27 protein-coding genes are annotated in these 22,213 nt (G+C 48.1%); 14 read left to right on the forward strand and 13 right to left on the reverse strand.

Features of this window, described 5'->3' with window-relative positions; genetic code table 11:
• Positions 1 to 108 precede the first annotated feature (108 nt).
• The 4 genes from rplI to rpsF are packed head-to-tail and all read right to left on the reverse strand — an operon-like array spanning position 109 to position 2,320.
• On the reverse strand, positions 109 to 693 hold the full coding sequence (gene rplI / locus ACN0VA_RS14140; protein WP_417821781.1) for a 50S ribosomal protein L9: 585 nt from the start codon (positions 691 to 693) through the stop codon (positions 109 to 111).
• Positions 693 to 1,670, reverse strand: a complete 978-nt coding sequence (locus ACN0VA_RS14145; RefSeq protein ID WP_417821782.1) for a DUF2232 domain-containing protein — start codon at positions 1,668 to 1,670, stop codon at positions 693 to 695. Before ACN0VA_RS14145 ends, rplI begins: the two co-directional genes overlap by 1 nt.
• Before the next feature lie 51 nt (positions 1,671 to 1,721).
• Complete coding sequence (gene rpsR, locus ACN0VA_RS14150; RefSeq protein WP_229734246.1) at positions 1,722 to 1,961, reverse strand: 30S ribosomal protein S18; 240 nt, start codon at positions 1,959 to 1,961, stop codon at positions 1,722 to 1,724.
• A complete protein-coding gene (gene rpsF, locus ACN0VA_RS14155) occupies positions 1,955 to 2,320 on the reverse strand; it encodes a 30S ribosomal protein S6 (RefSeq protein WP_417821783.1) in 366 nt (121 codons plus the stop codon). The genes rpsR and rpsF overlap by 7 nt, the downstream gene beginning before the upstream one ends.
• Positions 2,321 to 2,608: 288 nt before the next feature.
• Between rpsF and ACN0VA_RS14160 the strand changes: the two genes are divergently transcribed.
• Genes ACN0VA_RS14160 through ACN0VA_RS14170 form a run of 3 tightly spaced genes read left to right on the forward strand, consistent with a single transcriptional unit; the run spans position 2,609 to position 6,185 of the window.
• On the forward strand, positions 2,609 to 4,720 hold the full coding sequence (locus tag ACN0VA_RS14160; protein ID WP_417821784.1) for an ATP-binding protein: 2,112 nt from the start codon (positions 2,609 to 2,611) through the stop codon (positions 4,718 to 4,720).
• Positions 4,721 to 4,779: 59 nt separating this feature from the next.
• Positions 4,780 to 5,394 (forward strand): ABC transporter ATP-binding protein, encoded by a 615-nt coding sequence (locus ACN0VA_RS14165; RefSeq protein WP_417821785.1) that lies wholly within the window; start codon positions 4,780 to 4,782, stop codon positions 5,392 to 5,394.
• A complete protein-coding gene (locus ACN0VA_RS14170) occupies positions 5,391 to 6,185 on the forward strand; it encodes an ABC transporter permease (protein WP_188662143.1) in 795 nt (264 codons plus the stop codon). The genes ACN0VA_RS14165 and ACN0VA_RS14170 overlap by 4 nt, the downstream gene beginning before the upstream one ends.
• Here the strand turns inward: ACN0VA_RS14170 and ACN0VA_RS14175 are convergent.
• Entirely contained in the window at positions 6,174 to 7,034 is an 861-nt protein-coding gene (locus tag ACN0VA_RS14175) for a LysR substrate-binding domain-containing protein (protein ID WP_417821786.1), read from the reverse strand. The two genes, ACN0VA_RS14170 and ACN0VA_RS14175, sit on opposite strands and share 12 nt — an antisense overlap.
• Positions 7,035 to 7,147: 113 nt before the next feature.
• On the opposite strand from ACN0VA_RS14175, the gene ACN0VA_RS14180 reads away from it, so the two are divergent.
• Genes ACN0VA_RS14180 through ACN0VA_RS14190 form a run of 3 tightly spaced genes read left to right on the forward strand, consistent with a single transcriptional unit; the run spans position 7,148 to position 9,280 of the window.
• On the forward strand, positions 7,148 to 8,083 hold the full coding sequence (locus tag ACN0VA_RS14180) for a DMT family transporter (RefSeq protein ID WP_417821787.1): 936 nt from the start codon (positions 7,148 to 7,150) through the stop codon (positions 8,081 to 8,083).
• A 19-nt stretch (positions 8,084 to 8,102) separates the two neighbouring features.
• The gene (locus ACN0VA_RS14185; protein WP_417821788.1) at positions 8,103 to 8,843 is read left to right on the forward strand and encodes a helix-turn-helix domain-containing protein; all 741 of its coding nucleotides are present in this window, start codon (positions 8,103 to 8,105) and stop codon (positions 8,841 to 8,843) included.
• A gap of 50 nt (positions 8,844 to 8,893) precedes the next feature.
• Positions 8,894 to 9,280, forward strand: coding sequence for a VOC family protein (locus tag ACN0VA_RS14190; RefSeq protein ID WP_417821789.1), 387 nt, complete (start codon positions 8,894 to 8,896; stop codon positions 9,278 to 9,280).
• Here ACN0VA_RS14190 and ACN0VA_RS14195 read toward each other — a convergent pair.
• Entirely contained in the window at positions 9,277 to 9,864 is a 588-nt protein-coding gene (locus tag ACN0VA_RS14195; protein ID WP_417821790.1) for a hypothetical protein, read from the reverse strand. The two genes, ACN0VA_RS14190 and ACN0VA_RS14195, sit on opposite strands and share 4 nt — an antisense overlap.
• A 69-nt stretch (positions 9,865 to 9,933) precedes the next feature.
• Between ACN0VA_RS14195 and fabD the strand changes: the two genes are divergently transcribed.
• The 6 genes from fabD (at position 9,934) to ACN0VA_RS14225 (ending at position 14,708) form a co-directional block, all read left to right on the forward strand.
• A complete protein-coding gene (gene fabD, locus ACN0VA_RS14200) occupies positions 9,934 to 10,875 on the forward strand; it encodes an ACP S-malonyltransferase (RefSeq protein WP_417821791.1) in 942 nt (313 codons plus the stop codon).
• A gap of 25 nt (positions 10,876 to 10,900) precedes the next feature.
• The gene (gene fabG / locus ACN0VA_RS14205) at positions 10,901 to 11,641 is read left to right on the forward strand and encodes a 3-oxoacyl-[acyl-carrier-protein] reductase (protein ID WP_417821792.1); all 741 of its coding nucleotides are present in this window, start codon (positions 10,901 to 10,903) and stop codon (positions 11,639 to 11,641) included.
• 167 nt (positions 11,642 to 11,808) lie between these two features.
• Positions 11,809 to 12,042, forward strand: a complete 234-nt coding sequence (locus tag ACN0VA_RS14210) for an acyl carrier protein (protein ID WP_188662133.1) — start codon at positions 11,809 to 11,811, stop codon at positions 12,040 to 12,042.
• 114 nt (positions 12,043 to 12,156) lie between these two features.
• The gene (gene fabF, locus ACN0VA_RS14215) at positions 12,157 to 13,416 is read left to right on the forward strand and encodes a beta-ketoacyl-ACP synthase II (RefSeq protein WP_417821793.1); all 1,260 of its coding nucleotides are present in this window, start codon (positions 12,157 to 12,159) and stop codon (positions 13,414 to 13,416) included.
• A gap of 8 nt (positions 13,417 to 13,424) precedes the next feature.
• Positions 13,425 to 14,462 carry an endolytic transglycosylase MltG gene (gene mltG, locus ACN0VA_RS14220; protein ID WP_417821794.1) on the forward strand — a complete coding sequence of 346 codons (1,038 nt, stop codon included), beginning with the start codon at positions 13,425 to 13,427 and terminating at the stop codon, positions 14,460 to 14,462.
• A 69-nt stretch (positions 14,463 to 14,531) separates the two neighbouring features.
• Positions 14,532 to 14,708: a hypothetical protein gene (locus ACN0VA_RS14225; protein WP_188662120.1), complete on the forward strand. Its 177-nt coding sequence runs from the start codon at positions 14,532 to 14,534 to the stop codon at positions 14,706 to 14,708.
• Between the two features lie 12 nt (positions 14,709 to 14,720).
• On the opposite strand, the gene ACN0VA_RS14230 is transcribed toward ACN0VA_RS14225, so the two are convergent.
• The 3 genes from ACN0VA_RS14230 to ACN0VA_RS14240 form a co-directional block, all read right to left on the reverse strand.
• On the reverse strand, positions 14,721 to 14,909 hold the full coding sequence (locus ACN0VA_RS14230; RefSeq protein ID WP_417821795.1) for a hypothetical protein: 189 nt from the start codon (positions 14,907 to 14,909) through the stop codon (positions 14,721 to 14,723).
• Between the two features lie 67 nt (positions 14,910 to 14,976).
• The gene (locus ACN0VA_RS14235; protein WP_417821796.1) at positions 14,977 to 15,354 is read right to left on the reverse strand and encodes a cereblon family protein; all 378 of its coding nucleotides are present in this window, start codon (positions 15,352 to 15,354) and stop codon (positions 14,977 to 14,979) included.
• Positions 15,355 to 15,356: 2 nt separating this feature from the next.
• A complete protein-coding gene (locus ACN0VA_RS14240; protein WP_417821797.1) occupies positions 15,357 to 16,109 on the reverse strand; it encodes an SDR family NAD(P)-dependent oxidoreductase in 753 nt (250 codons plus the stop codon).
• 64 nt (positions 16,110 to 16,173) lie between these two features.
• Here ACN0VA_RS14240 and ACN0VA_RS14245 point away from each other — a divergent pair, with 64 nt between their 5' ends.
• The gene (locus ACN0VA_RS14245) at positions 16,174 to 17,064 is read left to right on the forward strand and encodes a YicC/YloC family endoribonuclease (RefSeq protein WP_417821798.1); all 891 of its coding nucleotides are present in this window, start codon (positions 16,174 to 16,176) and stop codon (positions 17,062 to 17,064) included.
• Positions 17,065 to 17,093: 29 nt separating this feature from the next.
• A complete protein-coding gene (gene gmk, locus ACN0VA_RS14250) occupies positions 17,094 to 17,729 on the forward strand; it encodes a guanylate kinase (RefSeq protein WP_417821799.1) in 636 nt (211 codons plus the stop codon).
• A gap of 10 nt (positions 17,730 to 17,739) precedes the next feature.
• Here gmk and ACN0VA_RS14255 read toward each other — a convergent pair whose 3' ends face one another.
• The 4 genes from ACN0VA_RS14255 to ACN0VA_RS14270 all read right to left on the reverse strand — a co-directional run bounded on the left by ACN0VA_RS14255 (position 17,740) and on the right by ACN0VA_RS14270 (position 22,200).
• Positions 17,740 to 18,435 carry a hypothetical protein gene (locus ACN0VA_RS14255; protein WP_417821800.1) on the reverse strand — a complete coding sequence of 232 codons (696 nt, stop codon included), beginning with the start codon at positions 18,433 to 18,435 and terminating at the stop codon, positions 17,740 to 17,742.
• Between the two features lie 150 nt (positions 18,436 to 18,585).
• On the reverse strand, positions 18,586 to 19,059 hold the full coding sequence (locus ACN0VA_RS14260; protein ID WP_188662083.1) for a copper chaperone PCu(A)C: 474 nt from the start codon (positions 19,057 to 19,059) through the stop codon (positions 18,586 to 18,588).
• Positions 19,060 to 19,129: 70 nt separating this feature from the next.
• Positions 19,130 to 20,980 (reverse strand): M1 family metallopeptidase, encoded by a 1,851-nt coding sequence (locus ACN0VA_RS14265; protein ID WP_417821801.1) that lies wholly within the window; start codon positions 20,978 to 20,980, stop codon positions 19,130 to 19,132.
• Positions 20,977 to 22,200: a ChaN family lipoprotein gene (locus ACN0VA_RS14270; RefSeq protein WP_417821802.1), complete on the reverse strand. Its 1,224-nt coding sequence runs from the start codon at positions 22,198 to 22,200 to the stop codon at positions 20,977 to 20,979. The genes ACN0VA_RS14265 and ACN0VA_RS14270 overlap by 4 nt, the downstream gene beginning before the upstream one ends.
• Positions 22,201 to 22,213: the final 13 nt, after the last annotated feature.

Below are 22,213 nucleotides of genomic sequence, written 5' to 3' on the forward strand. Positions count from 1 at the left end.
ACTAAATAAATGCATGTAACCTTTAGATGTGTGGCGGGCCAATAAAAAAAGCGCGCCCCATAAAATCAGGGACGCACTTTTTTAAAGCCTTGAAAAGAGTATTCGAACTTACTCGGATACTTCTTCTTCAGCCGCTGCCTCTTCTACTGCGTCTTCCGCAGTTTCTTCGACAACTTCCTCGACTTCCGCTTCGTCTTCGTCAGAAGCTACTTTTACAGAACCTGTTTCGGCCTGAATGGCTGCTTCTTCTTCTGTACGGGCGATGTTTGCAACAACTGTTACAACCACTTCCGGGTGAAGTCTGACAGTAACGTCGTGCAGGCCGATTGTTTTCAGTGCACGATCAAGAGTCACTTGCTGACGAGAGATGGTGAAACCAGCAGCGCTTACGGCCGTTGCAATGTCACGCGTGGACACTGAACCGTAAAGCTGGCCCATATCGCCGGCTTGGCGGATAACAGCAACCTTAAGACCGTCAAGTTTAGAAGCAACAGCTTCTGCTTCTTCTTTGGCTTTCAGGTTAGCGGCTTCCAATTGTACTTTTTGCGCTTCGAAGAATTTTACGTTTTCGTCAGAAGCGCGCATCGCTTTTTTCTGCGGCAGCAGATAGTTGCGAGCGTAACCGGGCTTAACAGTGACGAGGTCACCCATCTGGCCCAATTTTTCTACGCGTTCAAGCAGGATAACTTGCATTAGTCATTCTCCTGAAATGGGGGCTGCGAAGGAATTCTTTTTCGCAAACCGATCCATTGTTCAATCAATCCCAATCCAATGACTGGCAACGCCACCCATATGGATAAGAGCAACAGCAAATAAAAGGCGGCCAATAAGGCACCGGAAAAACGGGTCATGCGCACCAGCTTGTGAACCACAGTCAGGCCCAAAGCCAGAAACGGCAATGCCATTACCACTGTCAGGTTACGTGCGACATATTCAATGTCGCCGCTGGCCACAACAGTAACGGTTGCACAAGCCACAAACGCCCAGGATGCGAGGTCCGGCAATGTCAATTCCCCATATTTGGGGGAAGGACGAAGCGCTTTGCCCGATTTGGTCAAAACACCTTGTGCCAGGACGGCGTTTATAGTGGTCATCAACATCCACGAAACAAGGACCATCGCCGGAAAGAAGAGGCTCATCTGATCGACGAAACCTTCTTTATGCTCCGCTGAAAGCGAAGGGGCGACTGTGCCAATGAGCGTAGACAAAAAGTCTTTGACCATTTGTGCAATACTGTCTGTCGGGGTGATCAAAAAGATCAAAGCCATAACAAACAGCGCGCTGCCGTAACCCGCGAAAGTCACCAGAATGTTGCCCACCGGGAACCATTCTTCACGACCATCTTGGGTGCGGGACGTTAAAGCCAACCTGATCGCAAGCCAACACGGAAGCGTATTCATCACTGCAAAAACCGATCCCGATAAGGGACCACCCAGCAGTATGGCAAATACGATGCCCGCGAAGGCGGCAATGGCGGCAGGTTTGCCTCCGTTTCCCAATCCCACCAAAAACAGTGGGAAAGGCGCCAGATATGCAAGTATAAGAGCCAGACCGGAACCCGTTACCAGCGATAAAGCCAGTATCGCGCTCAGTGCGCCTCCGCCAACAGCGAAGAAAACGACCTTCATATTGAAAGGGAGTTTTTTATCTTCACCGAGTTGCATTTCCATGCGCTCCTTTTATGCAAGGTACGAGCCCTTGCAAAAACCAAGTTAAATAACTTAGTTGCTGCTGACGTACGGCATCAGGCCCAAGAAACGGGCACGTTTGATGGCGCGAGACAGCTCACGTTGTTTCTTTGCAGAAACGGCCGTGATACGGCTCGGAACGATTTTCCCGCGTTCGGATGTATAACGTGAAAGCAGCTTTACATCTTTATAGTCGATTTTCGGTGCACCTTCGCCTGTGAACGGGCAAGATTTCCGACGACGGAAGAAAGGACGACGACCAGCCATTAGGATTCTCCCTCTTTTTTGCCGCGACGCGGACGCTCATCACGACCTTTTTGCATCATGACAGACGGTTCTTCTTCGAGTTCTTCAACGCGAATAACGAGGTGACGCAGCACGTCTTCATTGAGACGCAGCTGACGGTCAAATTCGTCAATAGCAGCAGACGGAGCATCGAGGTTGAACAGAACGTAGTGGCCTTTGCGGTTTTTCTTCATGCGATACGCAATGTTGCGCAGGCCCCAATATTCGCGCTTCGTGACCTTACCGCCGTTTTCTTCGATAACGGACGCTAAAGAGTCTTGCAAACCCTCAACTTGGGCAGCCGAAGCGTCTTGACGTGCAATAAACACGCTTTCATAAAACGCCATAGATATAACTCCCTATGGATTGTCTCAGCCCTTGAAAATACTCCCCATGAGCATTTCTTGCAGGCATAGCCAGAACCAACAGATTCCGGCAAGGAGGCAGTTTGAAAGGCGGGAATATACAGAATAATGTAGGGAATGCAAGGGAAATGAATCGCAGGTCAGCCGGGGCAGGAAGGTAAGAATTTTGAGGCTGGTACCTCCTTTTGTTTTCAATTGTGGATATACATGGTTATACTCTTAATCAAAAGAATAAAGAACGCCGTCGTATAAGAATACCGAGTGTTAAATATGAAGCTTCGAAGCAAATTGATCATCAGTTTTATATGTTTGGTCGGCATTTTGGGTTTTCCATTTGTAGTAATGGTGGTGACCAGTCAGGCGAGCCGTGAACATATTGATAAAATGGTTCAGGTGAATGTGAAGGAAGTAGAGCTTTCTTCAAACTTTAATTACGCCGTCCAACGCGTGAAATCCAATTTGCGTGAAATGATGCTGGAAATATTGATTGATCCGAAAGAAGTTGAAATTTCGCGGGCCAGTCAAATAGTTGAGCAGAATCTTGAAAAATTTCAGATAATTGGGGCCGAATGGCGCGCTGTGGTGGAAAAAGATCTATCGGAGAATCTTGGCCACGATGATCATACTGATTTAGAGGCAATAAATCTCGAAAAAGATGAATTGGCAGAAGTGACGCATTTATTGCTTCTTACGGACAAGTTCATTAAAGCAACCAATGAATTTATGGTGCTGTATAATGACAAGGTTGCAACACCGGCGACACTGTATGAATTTTTTGAAGAACATGTGGAACCGATATCTCGCACGATTCAAGCCAAAGCGTTTAAGTTACACGAAGACGCATTAAATGAGTCCAAGCGTGAAGGTGATGCATTCGAAAAGGAATTGCTGCAAGCCGAACAAATAACAATTCTTTTTGTTGCTTTCTCCTTTGTTCTAGCTTGTGTCGTTGCTGTGATTATTGCCATGCGAATGACATCGCCACTAAAAGATTTAAGTGATTTGACGGCTCGTATTTCACCGGAAAACCTTGATGAACGACTGCCTGTTGGCGGAAATGATGAATTTAGTATATTGGCACGGCGCTTTAATACCATGCTGGATTTGCTGAAGGCCAATATTGAAAAACGTGAAGAAAGCGAACGCAAGGTTATTGAGGCAAATAACGAACTGGAACAAAGAGTTCGAGAACGCACAGCGACTTTGAAAGAAGCCCGTGAAGCAGCTGAACAGGCCAGTGCTGCAAAATCTGAATTTTTGTCTTCGATGAGCCATGAACTGAGAACGCCATTGAATGCGATTCTTGGTTTTGCGCAGTTGCTTAATCAATCGCGGCGGTTTCCGTTAGCGGAGAAACAAAAGAAATCAGTCGATCAGATTATCACAGGTGGCAAGTTTCTTCTGGCGTTAATTGATCAATTGCTGGAATTGAATAAAATTGAAGCTGGCGAGATGCAAATTGATCTGGACTGCGTGCGCGCTGAAGAGGTGCTTGCGGAAAGTCTTTCTTTTGTGTCGGCGCGCGCGCGTGACGAAAAGGTGATGATTGTCAATATGACACAAGCCGAAACATTGCCTTATTTAAGAACGGACCAAACGCGATTGTGTCAGGTTTTGGTGAATTTGTTATCCAACGGCATCAAATATAATAAAACGGGAGGGGAAGTCCGCATATCGACGGAACTTCAAGAGGACTGCTTGAAAATCATTGTTGCCGATACGGGGGTCGGTATCAGTGAGGAATTACAAGATAGGTTATTTCAACCATTTGAACGCTTGGGCCATGATGGCGGGCAGGTTGAAGGAACCGGGATTGGCTTAACAATTGCTAAACGTATCATTGAAAGCCTCGACGGACGTATCGGTTTTGAAAGCCGCAAGGATGAAGGTTCTACCTTTTGGGTAGAGGTTCCGTTGTGTGATAAAATTGATGACGAAGGCAGTGCCTGTCTCCCAGATATGCGAGAGGAAGATGTGGCGACGTCAGATGTTACGCCGTTATATCGCAAAATCTTATATGTTGAAGACAATCGCGAAAATATCAAATTGATGTCCGCCGTGATTCAAGAGGTGGAAGGCTGCGAGTTCCTCGTCTGCATGAGTGGGGAGGAAGGCGTTCAAATTGCAGTTGAACAGTGCCCGGATTTGATATTAATGGATATTTGTATGCCGGGGATGACAGGGTTTGAAGCCTTGAAGGAACTGCGTGCAAACCCGCAAACCAAAGATATTCCGGTGATTGCGGTCAGTGCATCGGCTATGCCCAATGACGTGCAGGCAGGCCAAGATGCTGGATTTGACGAATATGTCACAAAGCCATTTGATCTGGCTGATTTATTGACGAAAATATATCATTTCCTAGACCGTGTGCCCGCAGGCTGACCCGCAATATGTGCGCTGCAGGGGCAATGTTTCTTCAATGATTATAAAGGTAACGCCTGTTGCTGAAAATTGAAAAGCTTGACGTTTTAAATATTAAGGCATCCCGACTTTGCCTTGCCTTTGGGGAATGTATCGCCTTGTGTGCGCCCTCGGGGGCGGGGAAGTCTGTCTTTTTAAAAGGGCTGGCTGATTTATTGGAAAATGAAGGAAGACTTTCATTAAAAGGTCAAGATCGTGATGTCATAGCTGCCCCGACATGGCGGCAACAGGTCACTTATGTTGGCCCAAAGGCCACTTGGTGGGATGATGAGGTCAAAGCGCATTTTCAAGACTTGGACTGGTTGGCGGATATGATGGGGCGTGTTGGTCTTTCATCCGAGACGGTGAACTGGCCGGTCAGTCGTTTATCCAGTGGGGAGGCGCAACGGCTTTGTCTGCTTCGGGCGTTGGAAGTTCATAAGGGGAATGAGGTCGGTATTCTGCTGCTGGATGAACCAACCTCGGCCTTAGATGATAAACATGCACGTCAAGTCGAAGCTTTGTTGCTGGACTATTTGACCGCCAAGCGCATTGGTCTTTTGTTTGTCAGCCATGATGAACGCCAAGTGAGCAGGTTTGCCCAAAAAATCTGGCGTATCGAAGATGGCTTTGTCGTTGAAGAGGCAAAACCATGATTACGATCGGTTATACAGAGCTGGCAATCGGCAGTTTATTGTTATTTATGCATGCCGCGGTGTCTTTATGGTATCGCACGGGTGTTGCCGTATCCTTGTTGGTTGCGGCCCTGCGTATGGTGGTGCAGCTTGCCCTTATGGCTTATGTGTTGCGTTATTTATTCGTCACCCAAGCCGGACTTTGGACATTGATTGCTGCCCTTGTGATGATCGGGTTTGCCGGATATGAAGTAACTGCCAGACAGAAACGGCGTTTGCGCGGGGTTTGGACCTATGGGGTTGGAACAGGCAGTTTGTTTATAGCGGCGGCGATTGTCACGCTGTTTGCTTTATTGGTACAAATCAAGGCGGAACCCTGGTATCAGGCCCGTTATGTTATCCCGCTGTTGGGGATGGTTCTGGGAAATACCATGACCGGGATGGCGGTGGGCTTATCTCATGTCATGGATGTTTTATACCGGGAACGCGATATGGTTGAAGCCCGTCTCGCCTTGGGCCACACCAAATGGCAGGCAACGCAAACGGTTGTCCGTTCTGCTTTGCAAACGGGGATGATCGGCATTGTAAATTCCATGTCGGCATCCGGTCTGGTGTTTATCCCCGGTATGATGACCGGGCAACTGATGGCCGGGGTTGACCCGGTGGAAGCGGCAAAATATCAAGCTTTGGTCATGTTTTTGATTGCAGGTGGCACAGCGATTGGAACCACATCAGCCATCTTTTTATCCGTTTGGCGGCTCAGTGATGGGCGTCATCGTTTGCGGTTGGATCGTTTGCACCTAATCAAGTGACAAGGTTTTCACAATATGGTCGCCGAAATCGTCGATAACGCGATTACGCTCCCCGGTGCGGCGATGCAGTGCAATTCGAATTTCGGGCAAAGGGGGCAGGCCGTGTTGATCGTCAAGAATGGTTAAATCCGGCGGAACGGATGATCGGGCGAGAATAGCGACCGCCGTGTCAGCACGCACGGCGGCCAGTACAACGGATGTATTGCGACTGGTATAGGCAATGTGATAATCGCGTCCGGTCTCTTTGAGGATCGCGAGACCGCCATAACGAAACATGCATTTGCTATCAGATGAACTGAAAAGTGCAAGCGGAAGAGTCTCGCGCATATAAGCCATGCCCCCGGCGGCCCCCACCCAGACGAGTGGTTCGACCCGGACATCTTCACCGGTTGTGTTATTGGCTTGCTTGGTGATTAGGGCCAGATCAATCTCATGTCGATTGAGAGAGTCCAAAAGGTCGATACTTAAATCACACCGGACTTCGATTTCCGCATTGGGATGGGCATGAGCAAAGGCATTGATGATGGTGGGCATAAAACTGCTGGCGTAATCATCCGGTGTGCCCAGCCGAACTGTACATTTTGTATCGGCTTCGCGAAAGGCGTGGATGGCTTCGTCTTGTAAGGCAAGTAAGCGTTTGGCATACCCTAAAAGTAAATGCCCGTGACTGGACAGGGAAACCGCCCGACTATGGCGTTGAAACAGGCGCGCATCCAATAAAAGTTCCAGCTTTTTAATCTGTTGACTGACAGCGGCCTGTGTCCGGTTCAGGATTTGGGCCGCGCGGGTGAAGCTGCCGCAATCGGCAACGGTGACAAAGGCTTTCAGGCATTCTGGATCAAGGGACATTTTAAAATAAGATTTTGTTATGAGTTTAATAAAATTAATTCGTTTTTATTATTTTAGGTTTTTGCGGTATTGTCCAGTCAAATTCAACCCCCTTTTGTTTCAAGGTTAAAACGATGCGTAGAAATCAAATCGTAGCCTTGCCGACACTTAGTCCGCAGGCTTTGGCGATGATTGCTTTATTCTTTGGCGTTGCCTGTTTCAGTGTCGGCAATGTGATCACGCGCTTTGCGGATGTGGGGCCAACGGCGTCTGCATTTTATCGTTTGTTTTTTGCTATGCCTATGATGTGGGGGTGGGGGATGATCTTTTTTCATTCACCCGCTGGAACGCAACGCGCCAGTGTTTCGCAAGTTTCATGGCGCACACTTGCCCCTTATGGAATCGCTTGTGGTCTTTTCTTGGGCGGCGAAGTTGCCTTGTTACACCATGCCTATATCAAAGGCAGCGTGGGTGTTGCGATTTTTCTGAATAATTTTGCACCGTTGTTTGTGATCTTGGGGGCATGGGTGTTTTTAAAAGAACGTCCTGGTAAATATGCCCTGTTGTGTCTTGTCTGTGCGGCCCCCGGTGCCTTTTTCATGTCCGGTCTGGATCCGGTTAATGGGGTGGTTGCGATGGGGGAAGGTAGCATCGAAGCCTTGTTGTCTGCGGTATGTTACGCCGGGTTTCTTTTGTGTGGAACGCGGATGCGCCGATATTGCAGTTCAAAAACGGTTGTGAACTGGACGAACGCGACGGCTATTTTGATGTTGGCTCCTTTGGCAATTTTTAATCAGGAAATCCTGATTGCGCAAAGTTGGGAAGGTTGGGCTGTATTGGTCGCAATCGCGTTTGTATCGCAGGTCTTGGGGATGAACCTTTATATTCAGTCAATGGGTGTCTTATCATCGACCTTTGTTTCGTTTTTCTCGCTCTCTCAGCCGATTATGACTATGATCTTGGCGTGGTGGGTGTTGGGGGAAACGTTGACAGGCTTGCAAATGATCGGCGCGGTCATCATCTTGTTGGCTTTGGGGGTCAATAATTTGGCTCCTAAAAAGGTTGTTTAGACAATGAAATAGAGGTGTCATGTATCAAGAACGCAAACCAAACTGTGCGCAACTGGCACAATATGTGGATTGCTTCTGGGTATCTGGTGGCGATGCGGCATCGGGGCAGGGCGAAGCTTTGATCCTGCCCGATGCAGCTATGGACCTCATCTTTCGTTATTGTGATGGGCAATTGTTTTCTTCCCTTTGTGGAACAATGAGTATCGCGCGAACGGTCTCGCTGGCCCATGAAGATATTTATCTTGGTGTGCGCTTTCACCCGGCGATGGCGGCAATCGCCTTAAAAATGAATGTCGCCAGTCTGCGCGATTGTCTGGTTGAGGCCCCTTTCTCTGATAGCTACGCGGTGTTGGAAGATCAACTGGCAACAAGTCCACATACGTTTGATATCTTTATCAACTGGATGGAAGGTTACTTGCGGCAACGCTTGTGTTTTGACGAGGTGCAAAGGCACAGGGTGCAGGCCATGCGCGCTGTTGCAATGATCGGTGTGTCCCGGTTGGCGCAAATGATGGAAATGTCGCGAAAACGGTTTTATCGGGAATTTATTCAGTTTTACGGGATTTCACCACGCCAATATACCAACACGCACCGTTTGCTTAAATTTCAAAAATTAATACAGGGTTCAAAGCGAACAGACTTGTCGCAGATTGCACTGGAAGCCGGTTTTTTTGATCAAGCCGATATGACGCGACAGATTAAAAAATTAACGGGAAAAACACCGTTGAACCTGATGTCCCAATTATACAATACAGGATAATCAGATGTTTCTAAGCTGCGACTATCGTTACAGAATGAACAGGTAGAAACATGAAACTTTCTTATACAATTTTATATGTCGAAAATATCGTTGAAACGGTAGAATTTTATGAAAAGGCATTCGGCTTAACGCGACGTTTTATCCATGAAAGCGGTGATTATGCGGAGATGGAAACTGGTGCAACGACATTGGGGTTTGCAGCACATAATCTTGCGGCTGATATTTTAAAACGTTCTTATGTCAAGGCCGGAGGCTCGACTGGATTGATCGGGGCGCAAATCACGCTGGAACCGGATGATGTAAAAGCCGCATTTGCTCACGCTCTTGCAAATGGTGCCAAAGCGCTTGTTGCACCGGACGTCAAACCCTGGAATTTTGAGGTTGCAATGGTGGAAGATTGCAACGGTCATATCGTGGAATTTGCCAAGGCACTTTAAGGTTTGAGATCTTTCATTTTTGCCGAAAGTTTGCGTGCACGCGCTTGCAGTGATTTTGGCGCGTGCACGTTTTGACAATCTTGCAGGATGTGCATGACCTCGTTAAACCGATTTGGAATGCGCTGGACAAGGTCAAACAGGGCTTGTAAGGCACAGGTTCTGACAATGGCACTTTTATGAGATAAATTTCGTTTTGCCAGTTGCACCACCTGATCGGAGGTGTCAATCAATGGCAGGACTTTCATAAGTTGTTCCTGCACTTCCCATTGCTGTATCGGGGCAATTTCTTTTAAAAGACGGCTATGGACGGGATGCAGGATATCGGCCTGTTGTTTGCCCACTTGCATAAGCGCATGCGCGGCATGTGCGCGTACGGTTTCATCCCCGGTGCAAAGGCAATCCAGTAAGCTGTCAATAAGTGGAGGTGTGTCGAGAATTTGTGCCGCGACTTCATTTGCACGTGCGACTTCTTTACGGCTACCTTCTTTTAAAAGGTCATAAAACATGATTTTCCAGACTGCTTTGGTAAAGCTGTGGTGAATTTTACTGAAAAAGACAGAAAAAATCCCCTTTTTCTTGATCACAATGGAACAAATCTATATTTGTTTGCAGCTGTAATTGAAGTTTAACATTGACTGAGGATTGTTCGTAAGATGACCCGCGCATTTGTTTTCCCCGGCCAAGGCTCTCAGGCCGTTGGTATGGGTAAGGAACTGGCTGATGCTTTTGCTGTTGCCCGTGAAGTTTTCCAGGAAGTGGACGAGGCGCTGTCGCAGAACCTCTCCAAGATCATGTTTGAAGGCCCGGATGATGAACTGGTCCTGACGGAAAACGCACAACCGGCTTTGATGGCCGTTTCAATCGCGGTCGCCCGTGTGTTGGAGACAGAAGGCAATATCAAACTTGCAGATCATTGCGATATGGTCGCCGGGCATTCCTTGGGTGAATATTCTGCGCTGGCAGCAATGGGCGCTTTTTCTTTGGCGGATACGGCGCGTTTGTTGAAAGTTCGCGGACGCGCCATGCAGGCAGCTGTTCCGGTTGGGGAAGGGGCGATGGCGGCATGTCTTGGTCTGTCCCTTGAAGACGCACAAGCTGTGGCTGACGAAGCCGCACAAGGCGAAGTCTGTACCGCAGCAAACGATAATGCCCCCGGTCAGGTCGTGTTATCTGGTGCGAAATCGGCGATTGAACGCGCAATTGTGATTGCAAAAGAAAAAGGCGCGAAACGGTCTGTTTTGTTGCCGGTTTCTGCTCCGTTCCATTGTGCATTGATGCAACCGGCGGCGGATGCGATGGCTGAAGCGTTGGCCGATGTTACGATCCATGCGCCGAGCGTTGCGGTCGTTGCCAACGTAGCGGCTGAAAAGGTGATCGACCCGGAAGAAATTCGCAAGTTGTTGGTTGAGCAGGTTTGTGGTTCCGTTCGCTGGCGCGAAGGTGTTCTGTATATGAAAGAACAAGGCGTGGAACAACTGGTCGAACTGGGGACGGGTAAAGTTCTGTCCGGTTTGGCAAAACGTATTGACCGTTCCCTGTCCGGTGTGGCCGTCAACGGTCCGGCGGATATCGAAAGTTTCCTTGGGTCACTTTAATCTTAAAAGGGGTAAGATAGATATTATGTTTGATTTAACAGGTAAATGTGCACTCGTCACAGGCGCATCCGGCGGGATCGGTGCAGAGATTGCAAAAGCATTGCATGCACAGGGCGCAACCGTTGGCTTAACCGGGACACGTGTTGAAGCTTTGGAAAAAGTGGCGGCTGAAATCGGCAATGATCGTGTTCATATTCTGCCGTGTAATTTGTCTGACGACGAAGCACTGGCAGCCCTGCCCAAGCAGGCGGAAGAAGCCATGGGGTCTTTGGACATTTTGGTCAATAACGCGGGCCTGACCCGTGATAATCTCGCCATGCGCATTAAAGATGATGATTGGGATGCGGTTTTAAATGTCAACCTGACGGCAGCCTTTAAACTGTCCAAGGCTGTGTTGCGCTCCATGATGAAAAAACGCTGGGGTCGTATTATCGGTATTACGTCGATTGTTGGTGTGACGGGTAACCCCGGTCAAACTAACTACGCCGCGTCCAAGGCCGGTATGATCGGTTATTCCAAATCACTGGCTTATGAAGTCGGTTCACGTGGAATTACAGTCAACTGTGTCGCACCGGGCTATATTGCAACCGCGATGACGGACGAGCTGTCTGAGGATGTCAAATCCGGTATGTTGACCAAAATTCCGGCAGGCCGTATGGGCAACCCGGAAGAGATTGCAGCAGGGGTTGTGTATCTGGCATCGAATGAAGCGCAGTACGTTACAGGTCAAACCTTGCATATCAATGGCGGCATGGCGATGATTTAAAGGGCACAAAGCCCTAACATTAGGGCTTTCGCCTTGTGAAAAATTGTGCTACCAAACCTCAATCCTAGCTATGTAAGTTGGGAACGAGATCAAACAAGAGAGGGGAATGTCCCGTTTGTGCTTAGGGGCGGACCTTTTGTATCAATACCGTTAAGGGAATTATTAAGATGAGCGATGTCGCAGAGCGCGTAAAGAAAATCGTAGTTGAACACCTCGGCGTAGAAGAAGCAAAAGTTACTGAAAACGCTAGCTTCATCGACGATCTGGGCGCTGACAGCCTCGACACTGTTGAGCTGGTTATGGCTTTTGAAGAAGAATTCGGCTGTGAAATTCCGGACGATGCTGCTGAAAAAATCTTGACTGTTAAGGATGCTATCGACTTCATCGAAGCAAACGCTTAATTCCTTAAGCCAAGTGTTATGAGATGTGAGCGTCGGCCCTTATTTTGTGGTCTGCGCTCATTCTTGTTTCTACGCCTAACATTTTCTGACGACCTCAAAGGATTTTGATCAGACATGAGACGTGTTGTCATTACAGGCCTGGGTATGGTGTCTCCGTTGGCAAACGGAGTGAAACCGACTTGGGAAAAACTTCTGAATGCCGAATCCGGCATTAATGCCATCGAATCATTCGATGTTTCCGATATTCCTGCAAAAATTGCCGGACAGGTTCCCCTTGGTGAAGGCGCAGGTCTGTTCAATTCTGAAGATTACGTATCCAAGAAAGAGCGCCGCCGTATGGACGATTTCATCGTCTTTGGTCTGGCTGCGGCAACCGAAGCTGTTGAAGATGCCGGCATTCAAACGGATGACGAAGAAGAACTGTTCCGCACGGGTGTGATGATCGGTTCCGGGATTGGTGGTCTTCCTGAAATTTCCAAAGGTGCAGTGACGGTTGAAACCAACAGTGTACGTCGTTTATCACCTTTCTTTATTCCGGCCAGCTTGATCAATCTGGTTTCCGGTCATGTTTCTATTAAGTACGGTTTCAAAGGCCCGAACCACGCGGTTGTGACAGCCTGTGCAACGGGTGCGCACGCGATTGGTGATGCGGCTCGTATTATTGCTCTTGATGATGCCGACGTTATGGTTGCCGGTGGTGCAGAAGCTGCATGTTGCCGTCTGGGTATGGCGGGTTTTGCCCAAGCCAAAGCCCTGTCGACATCTTATAATGATGACCCGACAGCAGGTTCTCGTCCGTGGGACGAAGGGCGCGACGGTTTCGTTATGGGTGAAGGTGCCGGTGTTGTCGTGTTGGAAGAATATGAACACGCCAAGAAACGTGGTGCGAAAATTTACGGCGAAGTAATCGGTTACGGGATGTCTGGTGATGCTTATCACATTACAGCTCCGGCATCTGATGGCAATGGTGGTTTCCGTGCGATGCAAGCGTCCATTAAACGCGCAGGCATTAATGTGGAAGACATTGATTATATCAACGCACACGGGACTTCCACACCGTTGGGTGATGAGATTGAACACGGCGCTGTGAAACGTCTGTTGGGCGAACATTATAAAAAACCGTCCATGTCATCGACCAAATCTGCCATCGGTCACCTGTTGGGTGCTGCCGGTGCGGTCGAGGCGATTTTCTCGTTGCTGTCTATCCAGAACAACGTTGTTCCGCCGACCTTGAACCTGCGCAACCCGTCTGAAGGTTGTGATATGGATCTGGTGCCGTTGCAGGCGAAAGAACGCGAAGTTAATGTGGCTTTGTCCAACTCCTTCGGGTTTGGTGGCACAAATGCTTCTTTGGTTTTCAAGTCTATTGACTAAGGTGCTGGATGAGCGACGCTGAAAAGCCTCAATCAAAAAGTAAAAAGAACGAGCCGAAATCTTCCTTCAAGAAGGTTTCGGCTTTTCTTGTTGGTTTAATCGTTGTTGTGGTCTTTGCGGGCAGCGGTTTTTCCTATTGGTTGGCGAAAAACTTTACCCGGTCCTGGGTGTTGACGCAGGAAAAGGTTGTGATTGTTCCCCAAGGCAGCGGAGTTGCAAGTATTGCGCAACTTCTTGAAAAAGAAGGCGTGATCAACAATGCGTTGGTTTTTCGGATTGTCTTGCGTTTTAACCAATTGGATAAACAGCTGAAAGCAGGGGAATATCTTTTTCCGGCCCGTGTCACGCCGAAACAGGTGACGCGTATTCTAGAAGAAGGCAAAACGGTCCTGCATCGGTTCACAGTTGCTGAAGGTTTGACATCGGTTGAGGTTGTCGCGCAGTTAAACGCACAAGACGGGCTGGACGGTCAAGTGACGCATATTCCGGCGGAAGGGAGTTTACTGCCGGAAACTTACAGTTATCATCGTGGAATGGCACGTGCTGCCGTTCTGTCTCATATGCAAGAGACGATGATAAAAACATTGGATGAACTGTGGGAAAACCGTCAAGAAGGTTTGCCGTTTAAAACCAAGGAAGAAGCCTTGATTTTAGCCTCGATTGTAGAAAAAGAAACGGGGATTCGTGCAGAACGCGCTTTGGTTGCCGGTGTATTCATCAATCGTTTGAAAAAACGTATGCGCCTGCAAACAGATCCAACGGTTGTCTATGGTATGACAATGGGGCAAGAACCTTTGGGACGACCTTTGTCACGCAAAGATTTGAAAACGCCCACGCCTTATAATACCTATACGAATTACGGTTTGCCACCGGGACCGATCTGTAATCCGGGGCGAGCTTCTATCGAGGCCGTGCTTAATCCAGATCAGACCGATGCGCTTTATTTTGTAGCGGATGGTACAGGCGGGCATGCGTTTGCCAAAACCTTGGCAGAACATAATCGTAATGTTGCACAATGGCGAAGAATTGAAAGAAGTCGCGACTGATTGCCAAACGTCAAGGTATTTGTCTGTGCAGAACTGTTATAGGATGGGCAGATAAAGGAGATTGTCGTTATGGAAACGCACCTTGGAAATATGCTCGTCCTGATCGGCGCTGCGATTATATTGACGTTTATGATTTATCGTTTCTATCGCAACGGCGTTTATACCCGTACGGGGATGATTATCGGCTGGATCGGTCTGTGGATACCGACACTGTTTATGCTTTATCATCTCAGCCCTAAATTTTAGGGGCATCCTCTATCAGCTGTGCGTGTTGATGGCTTTGATTTGTTCGCGAACGGCGATCATGCGTTTGCATTGGCATGGCAGATTGTAAGGATCGTCAAAACAAAGGCATTTTTCGCTTTTCTGTGGATTTTCACAAGCTGCGTAAATTTCATGCACATAATTGACCAGCGTGTCACCGATTGCAAAATGATAATCACTCATGGCGTTCCCCTTTTCCCCTATGCATCATTATAGGAGAGATAAGAGGAATTCATATTACCATAAGGTATTAGTCGGTGTTTTTTTTGTGTAAGCGGTTTTGGATAAGACCGTAAAAATACACTGGTAATTGCGACGGGTTGCGAAACAACCAACCTAAATGGCGTTGGCATTGCGTACAGTGGGCAAGTTGCCATTTGTAATCGGGAAACCAGCTGAATTCAGCGCTTTCATGGCCTGTTGTTAAACAACCCGGTGCGTCCTGAAAACAGCCGATGGTGAAAATGATCCCGGCGGGATTAAAAACCGTATGTTCATGGTCGCCTCTCATTACAATTCGCCAGTCGCCAAACGTAATGAGATGCCCACAGGCTGCACAAAACAGCTTTTCCTTTTCTGTTTCAAGCTGATTTTCAAGGCAGGCCTTATGTTGAACATCCAAAGGCATCGCTATTCCTTTTTCGGCATAAACGTGCTGAGGCCTTCAACCAGCCAAAGTGGCAGACTGGCAAACAGACGAGTCGCAAGGGCCATTGGCCAAGGGAATGTTATAATGGCTTTGTTTTTATCAAGGCCGCGTCGGATCAGGCGAGCCGCTTTATCCCCACTCATCAGCAGGGGCATTTTAAAGGTGTTTTGGCGTGTGATGCCACTTTCCACAAAGCCGGGGCAGATGACATTGACCTTTAACCCATCTTTGCCATATCGCAGGCGCAAGGCTTCACCATAGGCTTTGACACAGACTTTGCTGGCACTATAGGCTGGTGAACTGGCCAGACCGCGAAACCCGGCAAGGGAACTCATTACGGCGATTTGCCCGCTCCCACGTGCCACCATTGTCGGCAAAAGTGGTAAGATAGTGTTTAAGGTTCCCGCAAGATTGACAGCGAAAATATCGCGCGTGCTTTCTTCCCAACTGTCGGCATTGCCGGACCCGTTGGAAATACCGGCATTGGCAATGATTAAATCAATTTTGTGTGCTGTGTCGGTTTTTAACAGCCAATCAGTCATGGCAGCACGGTCACATACATCAATAAGGGCGGTGTGCACACATGCGCCTTTGTTTTCGCACAATTGCGCAATTGTGTTTAATCGTTCTTCGTTTCGCCCACTTAAGGAGAGACGACAGCCCGCTTGTGCGTATTCAAGGGCCAAAGCAGCGCCAATCCCGCTGGAAGCACCTGTAATCAGAATATGTTTCATAGACAATAGCTTATCAAGAAAGGTATAAGGTCTGTCAAATATTGAATCGAAGGAGACTAAGTTCGTGCCCATCAATTCCATGACCGGTTTCGCCCGCGCCAGCGCTCAATTTGGCAATTACAACTGGACTTGGGAAGTGCGAAGCGTCAATTCCAAGGGGCTTGACGTGCGTTTGCGCATTCCATCCGGCTTTGATGCATTGGATTTACCGGCCCGTAAGGCTATTTCTCAACGTTTTAAACGCGGTAGTGTGGCGCTCAGTCTCAACATTTCGCATAGTCAGGATCAAACGGGCTATCGGGTGAATCAGGATTTGCTCAACCAATTGATTGATGTGATGAAAACGGTTGAAGCCAAGGTTCCGGGTGTGAATGCGCCTTCGGTTGATGGATTGATGGGATTGCGCGGGGTCATTGAAACGGTTGAAGACAGCGAAAGCGAAGCGGACCGTGAAGCTGCCTTTGGCAAAATGATGATTAGTCTGGAAGAAGCACTCGATGATCTTCTGGAAAATCGTATAAGCGAAGGGGCGCGGATGGAGAGTGTCTTGCACGGTCATGTTGACGAAATTGAACAGCTGTGCACCAAAGCCGAAGCATGCGCAGGCGCGCAACCCGATGTCTTACGCAAACGCTTGGTGCGCCAGCTTAAAGATGTGATGGAAGATTTGCCCGATCTGGATGAAGAACGCATTGCGCAGGAAGCGGCAATCTTAATGACCAAAGCCGATGTGCGCGAGGAACTGGATCGCTTGCGTGCCCATATCGAAGGCGCACGTGATCTGCTGACCAAAGGCAGCCCTTGCGGGCGCAAACTTGATTTCCTCTGCCAGGAATTTAACCGGGAAGCCAATACACTCTGTTCCAAGGCACAGGATGTGGACCTGACACGCATTGGATTGGACTTCAAAGCCACAATTGATCAGTTCCGTGAGCAGGTACAGAATATTGAATAGTCTTGTGATGTGAAAAAAGGGAACGAGAGATGAACCATTCTATAGATCAATCTATAGCACGTCGCGGGCTGATGTTGGTTTTAACAGCGCCAAGTGGTTGCGGGAAAAGTACGATCACGCAAGCGCTTATGAAGGATGATCCGTCCATTGCGGTTTCCGTTTCTGCTACGACCCGCAGCCCCCGTCCCGGTGAAGAAGACGGCGTACATTATTTCTTTATGGAAGAGGGGCGTTTTAAAGAAAAAGTGAATAATCAGGAATTTCTGGAATGGGCGGAAGTTTTTGGTCGATTTTACGGAACGCCGAAAGAACCGGTTGAACAAGCCTTAAGTGCGGGGAAGGATGTTTTCTTTGATATTGATTGGCAAGGGGCAGAACAACTCCAGAACAATGCCCCGGATGATCTGGTATGGATTTGTATCCTGCCGCCAAGTCAGCAATCACTTGAAGATCGCTTGCGGGCACGGGCCCAGGATAGTGAGGATACGATTGCCAAACGCATGGCAGAAGCGGAAAGCGAAGCCAGCCATTGGGTTGATGCCGATTATGTGGTGGTGAATGACGATCTGGATAAAGCCACCCAACAGGTTCAGGCTATTTTACAGGCTGAACGTTTAAAGCGGGTTCGCCGCACGGGACTGGCTGATTTTGTAGCGACCCTGTGACCACCTTTTTTTAATTGGTAAAATTGAGGGGCGTTGCGGCTTGAATATAGTGCGGCTTTGCCTCTGCCCGAAATCCATTGTTGATTGCACTATGTTGGGCAGCATTGGCTTTCGCTTTGTCTTTAAAGGGGCCAAGGGCGAGGGAATACCTGAGAGTTTTTGCCGGGTTATTGTCCCGTTTCCAGCGGATGAGTAGCAGGTTTGGGTATTCTTTCTGTGCATTCACTCCTTTAATCGAGAGAATGCGCAAGATGTTTTCCCGCTCTGCTATAATATCGCTTAGGTCGGCAGACGTGCCGGCAATGACCCAATACATATCGTGTATGACTGGATTGGTTTTCGATATGTCATCGGATTGATCCTTAATATCAAGGGCAAGTTCTGCTTGGCGGAGACGTTCGCGGATATATTCCTGTGTCTGGTGAGTGACTTCTTTGGCAACTTCGGTTCCGATGATTTCGTTGACTTGTGGGCTGATGAGTGACTTTTCGACTTGTGACATAATACTGTTGAAGCCGAGAAAACCAGCCACAACAATGATCAAGGTCACGGGTAAGGCGAGACGTTGAAATCTCGCGAGAACGGCATCTTGTAAGCGGTCTGTATAGATACGAAACTGCGCTTCTTCAATTTTAAGCAAGGCTTGTTTCAGATGTTCATTTTCTTCTTTTAAAGACGGATCGGGTGTTTGAGATTGGGGCGTCATTTTTAAGCCTGCCTGCCATAATGAAGAAGCGCGAATTTTAATTTAAACTGTTTTATAAATTTATATTCTAATTAAGATTGTATTTCTACAGGTAAAAAAGGCACCTTTTTGTGGAAGGTGCCTTTTTTTGAAACCATATGAAAAAGGTGCTTACTGCATTTTCTTCATATTGTGTTTCATATTGCCGTTCGACGCACCCATAGCACCAGCGGCTTTGACCATGACCTCAACGTTGATTTCACCGGCTTTTTCAAAGACCAGTGTCAGCGGGAAGGATGTACCTTCCTTCAAACCTTCGTTCAGACCCATGAACATGATGTGATCGCCGCCCGGTTGTAACATTGTCATGCCGTTGTTGACGGCAACGCTTTCAACCTGACGCATTTTCATCACGCCGTTATCGTGGATATGTGTATGTAGTTCGACTTTTTTGGAAATATTTGCTTTCGCAGAAACCAGTTTGTCAGCTTCCCCGGTATTTTTGATGGTCAGGAATGCAGCACCTGCACGGGCCATACCAGCTGAGGCACGTGCCCAGACGTTCTCAACAGAAATGTCACCGGCAAATGACGGCGTGCTCAACCCCAAAACAATCGCGGCAGCCAAGGCAAAACGTTTCATCATAGTCAATTACTCCAATGTATAAGATTGCCACCTCTTATGCGCTGCATTAGGGCACTAAAAGATTGAAATGTCAACGAATTGGAACAGCAATTGGCTGGGTTTGTCCGCTTGATTTTTTGATCACACGAGAGCCGTTAAATTGAAGGCTTGAATATTTACCATAATGCGGCAATGGACGCAGGAGAGCATCGATCTCCGTGCCCGGTTTCAGCGCAATAATCAGGTAAGGCAGACCGTTTGCCAGTTTGGCAGCGCGGATTTGAGCGGTTATGTCCGGTGTGTCCGGTTCATCATTGGGTGTAAGGCGCAGGTCTTGTAATGTATTTGCGATGTCAGTATCTTCACCCACCAGAACAAATGGTTTTTGCAAACTGGGTTTGTCTGAAATTTCAAAGGCGCCTTCAAGGAAACGGTCCATCAATTGTTGTGTGGCTGAGGGATGTTGCGCAAGTTTGCCTAACAGGGAAACCTCGACCTGATCACTGAGCATAATATCGCGTAAAATAGGCGGCGCCTCGTTTGGTCCCAGTCGGCGCAAGATATGGAAATCCGGGTCGAGGCTAATGGCATTTGATCGATGTGGGACTTTTATTTTTGAATGAGAAAGACGCGAATTTGCGATTAAATGGTTTTGAAGTAAATCATCCCCGGTGCCGATACTGACGGGGACAATGGTTTTAAAGATCGGATTGGTTTGCAAGATGGTGGCATCAATTTCCCAGCCATCTTCCCCCAAACGTTTTGCGCGTGCAGACAGGCTGGTGAAATGCGGTGCACCGGAAGACTGGGTCCATTGCTGGAAAAAGGAGGTGAGATCGGTCTGACTTACCGTTTCGAAACTGGTTTGGATATCTGTCCAAGTTGCCGACTTAAAGGTAAAACTCATCCAGAAATGACGAATGCCTGCAAAAAATTGTCGATCACCGAGTGTCTGTCGCAGCATATGAAAAATAAAGGCAACCTTATGATAACCGATCACTTGTGAGGCCGCCCCGTGTTTGGAGACAAAGGTGGTGACGGGTTTGTCTTGATCAAGGGGCAGGGCATTATAATCGCGCAACCAACTGAGGCGCATATCACGGGCTTTGGTTGGGCTGGACAGTTCCGCCGTCATATAGTCGGCCATATAGGTGGTTAAACCTTCGGCCCAATTGCCGCTGGCATAATCGGGGAAAACACCGTTACCCCAGTAATTATGCAAAATCTCATGGCCGAGCGAGCTTTCCATAATAAAAGGCAAATGCAGGACGCGTTTCCCCATATAGGTCAAACCGGAAAAGCCGTATCCGGCGGGTATAGGCGCGGCGATAATGTGAAATTGTGAAAAAGGGAAGGGGCCGATCTGGTTTTGAAAACGTGTGATGTATTTTGCACTGCGTTGCAGATAGGGCTGGCTGAGGTTTTCCATTCCCTCATAGAAATAAGTGCGTAGCGTTACGGGACCTTGTTGCAATTGGCTGATTTTATAGGGGCCGGCAAATAACGGAATGCCTTCGCTGGGCTGTTCCATTTGAAAACGGGCACTATATTGATCCATTGTGATTTTTTCGTCACTGATTTTGCCGGGTAAAATGGTGGTAACGGGCGAGGTGACAGAGACATCAAATGTCAAAAAATCATCTGTTTGGGGATACCATTTGGTCGGAAGGTAAATGTCCGTTCCCCTGATAAAGGCCCCGCCGCGCCAATCTTCAGGCTTATGATCTGCAGGGAATGTCCAGTCATAAGAAAAGGTTTCGTTGGCTTTAGGGCGCGTCCCGTCTGGGAGTTGTACGGCCTTATTTGCATGACCTTGTACATTTAATAAACGTTTTCCCAGATCGACTTGAACGCTTAACGTAACATGCGTTTCAGCCCGTGCACCGACAACGAAAATAAAAAGGGTTAGAAGTGTGATGCAAAGGCTGAGAAGTTTCCTCATTCTGCGTCATTCCAGTTTGGGAATTTGGCGATAATATCTATGGGCTGACCGCGACGTTCAATTTCAAGAGGTAGCCATGTGCCGGGTGCTTGCCGTTGGATGATTTTGATTAATTGAGCCGTGTCTTCAACCAATTGCCCGGCGGCACTTAAGATAATGTCGTCTTTTTCCAAACCTGCATCTTCGGCAATGCTTTCCTCGACAACTTGTTCAACGATAACGCCGGTTTTATTTTCGGCCTTTTCAATCCGAATACCCAGTATGGGGCGTTGGGCTGTTGGCTTTTCTTCCATAGCTTCCAAGCCGAAAATAGCATCTGCGTAACTGGGGCTAAGGTCGTTGCAATCCCATCCCAATGTCCAGGGCAGCAGGACGGTTGATCCCAGTTCTAATCCTTGTAATTGATAGGGGACACCATAACGGTCTGCAAGATGCCCGCTGCCCATGACGCCGATGACCAGCGGGTTTCCGCCCATTTTCTGCACACGGGCCAGTTCCTGTGCCATTGCACCGTCCCACGTGATTTGTGCTTCGACGAAACGTTGGAAGCGGGCTTCTGATTTTTCATCATCCTTTTTTTCGTCATCTGCCACATGGGGGTGTTTGCCAAATACCTTTTTAAGTTCACTCATATAATCCGGATGGGCTTTACGAGGAGGTAATACACCTTCTTTCTGGTCTTCTTCAACACCGTCCCAACCCTTTTGCGAGATGGCACCAATGAGATCCATATCCACGTTCAAGGCCACAATGGGCAGACGGTTCATGCGAGCAAAGCGAAACAGAGGCATATAAAGGTCGGGGTCGAATTTCCAAACCTCGTCCCAGTCGGTTTTTTGCAGAAACTCATCTTCGCTTAATTCCCCACGGATCCACGCATCCAGAACAGGTTGCAAACGTCGCGGGAACATTTCAAAACCGATAACGATGTTGGGATTGTGGGCATAAAGCTGGGTAATGGTTTGCAGTTGCCAACGATGGTGCACCGCATCAGGATGTTGTTCGCCCAACAGGACCACTTGTTGTTTTGCGGCTTTTTTCAGAAGGGCTTGATTATCCAGTGGCAATCGTGTGGCTGGTGCAATCCATTGTGCGCGTTGAATGCAGCTTAAGTCTTGTTCTATGTCCGTTGTTGGTGGTTGTGCATCCCCCATTGCATTTACAGTGGAGGCGAAAAGCAAGAAGGCGCTGGTGTAGAGCAATGTTTTTTTTATCGACATCTCAAGGCACTCA

It is taken from the genome of Terasakiella sp. (assembly GCF_048267425.1).
GTDB lineage: Bacteria > Pseudomonadota > Alphaproteobacteria > Rhodospirillales > Terasakiellaceae > Terasakiella.